The organism is Arenibacter amylolyticus (assembly GCF_002150785.1).
Taxonomy (GTDB): domain Bacteria; phylum Bacteroidota; class Bacteroidia; order Flavobacteriales; family Flavobacteriaceae; genus Arenibacter; species Arenibacter amylolyticus.
In genome coordinates this window covers 1-4,166 of sequence record NZ_MTAZ01000086.1, presented here as the reverse complement: position 1 = coordinate 4,166, position 4,166 = coordinate 1, and the positions used below count along the sequence as shown (strand labels likewise).

1 pseudogene is annotated in these 4,166 nt (G+C 47.1%); it reads left to right on the top strand.

Going from position 1 to position 4,166, the window contains the following annotated elements:
* Positions 1-4,166 (top strand): annotated as a pseudogene (locus BV214_RS16505) (SprB repeat-containing protein); the annotation flags it as partial.

Here is a 4,166-nt window from a genome sequence, read left to right as displayed (position 1 = left end):
AATTTTGGCACTGCCCCTTATCAGGTAGATTTTAATAGCGGCGGACTCAGCAGTAATACCACTTATTCCGGATTGGCTGCAGGGACTTATTCCTATACGGTTGTGGACAGCAAAGGTTGTAGCGTCACCAATACGGTGAGCGTGGGAGAGCCCGATGCAATTACTTTTAATGCGGTGCTGACCCAAGAATACACCTGCTTGCAAGGAGCTACGGTAGAAGTACAGGGAGAAATGGGAGGCAGCGGTTCCTATACCTATAGTATAGATGGGACCACCTTTGGGCCCAGCAACAGTTTTACGGGCCTTACGGACGGGACCTATACCCTAACGGTGATGGATGCCAACGGATGTACCGCCACCGAGACCATTACGGTGGATCCCTTGACACCCCCTACCGATATTTCTTTTTCAGCTACGGCGGCCAATTGTCCGGCAGAGACCTCCAATGTGACCCTTACGGTTACTGGAGGAAGTGGGGCCATTACCTATGAGCTGATTTCCCCGTCTGCTTTGAACAACGGCAACAACAATATATTTACCAACCTTGCTCCGGACACCTATACTTTTAGGGTTACCGATGCCAAGGGCTGTTCTTATGAAGAGAACTTTACCCTGAATCCGGTACAAAAGATAGGGGTAGCCGGTACTTTATCCCAGGATGTATCCTGTAAGGGAAGTTCGGACGGAGCCATAGCCTATACAGTTAGCGGTTTCTCCGGTACGTATAGCTATACGGTTGCTGGCCCAACGGCCATTGCTGCTCAGAGCGGGATAAGCACGGATCCCTTGAATTTCACTGGACTCTTGGCCGGGGACTATACCATTACGGTTACCGACGACAGTACCAATTGTACCGATACGGCCACCGTTACGGTGAGTGAGCCTGCTACAGCGCTTGACTTTAGTTTTGTATTGAATCCTAAGACTTGTAATGACGATGGCTCGGTGACCATCACCGCTACCGATGGTTGGGGAGGGTACGTTTATGAAATTACCGAGCCCGATACCAACGTTCTGGGCCCCCAGGCCAGCCATGTATTTACTGGATTAAGTCAAGACGGTACTTATACCATCCGCGTTACCGATGCTGGTGGCTGTACGGTATCAAAAACCTTTGATATTAATCCGCCTACGAATCCTGCGGCTAGCATTGATTTGGCCGCCTCCACACTATGCTATTCCTCATCTGGATTGGCCACAATTGTTGTGGGTGCAAGCTTGGGTGCAGCTCCTTATTACTATAGTATTAATGGAGGTCCTACTCAAACCTCGAATACTTTTGCAGATTTAACTCCGGCTATATACGATTTTACCGTTACCGATAGCAATGGATGTTCGGATACGGTTCAATTTGAGATTCAACCAGAACTAACAGCCAGTGCAGTGCTGGCGAAGGACCTTGATTGTACCGGGAGCCCGGATGCGGAGATCAACCTAACGGTAAATGGAGGTTATCCAGGGTATACCTATGAAGTGGCCTTTAATGGTGGTGCCTATTCCGCCTATGCGGCAGGCTTCCCCTACACCACTTCCAACCCAGGAACCTATAGATTTAGAGTTACGGATACACAAGGTTGTATTACAGAAAGTAATACCGTGACTGTTACCGCAGCCAATAATCCGGTGATTACCAGTGTTACCCCAACGAATGTTCTTTGTAATGGAGACAGCACTGGATCTCTGGATATTGTAGTGGATACCAGTATGGGTGTTGCCCCCTACACCATTAATATTTATGAAACAAATACATCAACTGATTACAGCGAAAAGACTACTGGATTACCGGCAGGGGATTATGAAATCACATTGACCGATGATAAAGGCTGCTCTATTACCACAACGGCATCCATTATTGAACCTACTGCCATCAGCCCAAATATTACCCACACCAATTTAACCTGTTCGGCATCTGCCAATGTAATGGGTACCATCACAGTGGATGCAAGCGGTGGGACTGCCCCATATATTTATGAAGTCAATAGTAATGATTATTCCCATACGGATACCTACGATACCTCTACGGGTACTAATGACCATACGTTTACTGGACTGGATTCTGGGGAATATACTATAAGGGTAATTGATGGAAATGGTTGTGAAAACATCACTATAGTTACTATTACTACTGGGCCAGATGTTTTAATTACCACCACCGGAGTTGCTGGATGTGCTCCTGGAAGTGGTGAAATGTTGGTAGAAGCTCAGGCCAATAATGGGACGCTAGGGTCTGGGACCTTTTATTTTGCCATCTACCCCGCCTCCACATGGACGCCTACCAATACGGAATGGCATCTTCAGGATGGTGGAGCAAGTTCTCCTGCACCCTATACCCATACCTTTACGGGACTTACCCCAGGGGTTACCTATACCTTTATTGTCTATGATTCGGATTCCGGATGCGAATACGTACAGGAAGCCACCGTCCCAGTAGCGACCAATGCCAGTTTAAGTTCCACCATAGATGCTAGTACCGATGTAAGTTGCTTTGGCGCTGCAGACGGATCTGTAGAATTCACCTATAATGGCTATGGAGGAACACAGGTAGATTACGAGATATACACCTATCAGACCAATATTGCTACTGGAAATACGGGTACTTCTACCGCTCTATTACCAGGCGCCTCAAGAACCAGAACCTTATCTGGAATTGCTCCAGGGAAATATTATATTCTCTTTACTGAAGTGGATGGACCTAATGCTGGGTGTGTAAACGCATCCGACCCTTTTGTAATAGACCAGTCCGCTGCCCTATTGGAAGTTACCGCTAGTTCTACCAACGATAATTGCGCTTCCAACGCGGGAACGATAACCGCCAGTGCTCGCTATGGAAAGGCTCCCTACCAATTCCAGTTGGAATTGGCCTCTGCTACTGCCCCTACGGCTGCTTCTTGGACGGGAACTAATACCAGCGGATTCTTCAATACTGATGCGGATACCTATACGGTGTATGTAAAGGACGCCAATAACTGTATTCAGTCTGTTAATGTTACCGTAGCGGAAGATCCGAGTCCGGTAATCAGTCTTACCGTACCAAACCAATGTGCTACTACAGAGGGCAATTTTACGATTCAGGTTGCCTTGGACAATCCGGGGGTATCACCTTATTTCCTCAGTTTAAACGGAGGAGCTTTTCAGCCGGTGACTTTTTCAGGGGGAGTTCTAAGTACCTTCGACTTTACCAGTTTGAGCAGCGGAACCCACACAGTGGAAATAAGGGATTCCAATGGCTGTGGGAATACTGAATCTATAGAAATCTATACCCCTACTTCCCTGTCTGCAGAGGTTACAGTGAAACCTGCTTGTAATGCTTTGAATCAAGGGGAGGTAAAACTAAAAGCCTATGGAGGTTCTGGACTCAATTACCAATTTGAGCTTAGGGATAGTTCAAATGATGTCATAAGGCCAAAACAAAGTTCGGATACCTTTACCGGGTTGGCTCCTGGCACTTATAGAGCCTATGTATACGACGATGTAGTAGGTGGATGTGATTCCTTTATAGACATTACCTTGGAGGTACCAACAGCTGTGGTGGCCGCAATTGGGGAAAAAACGGATGTTAGTTGTCATGGTGGCAGTGATGGTTCTGTTGAGATAAGGTTAGACGCAGGGATGGACAATCCCCCGTATACGTATCAGCTTTTGGATGGTACTGGTGGGATTATTCAGTTACTACCTCAGTTCTCCAATGTGTATACAGGATTAAGTCAGGGTAATTATATGGTAAGGGTAAGATCGGCGAGATTCTGTAGGGTAGATATACCTTTCACCATAAACGAACCGCCTGCATTGGTGGCCAGTGCCACTGCGACGGATTTCTCCTGTGCGGCTGACAATTCGGTTTCTCAGGCGGTGATTACGGCTACGGGATCTGGAGGAACCGGACCTTATACATATAGTATAGACGGAACTAACTTCTTTGCTAGCAACACTTTTAATATCAATGATACGGGTGCCGTTCAAAACATTACGGTAACAGTACGTGACGCCAATGGTTGTACGGATACCGAAACAATCAGCATCAATCCTTTACCTGCCATTACCAATGTGGCAGTTACCCAGCAGACCGCGATTACCTGTACTAATGACGAAGCGGTTGAATTAACGGTTACTGGCGGATCGGGCGACTTTACCTTTGAACTGTTGCCATTGGGCCACCCCAATGGGGT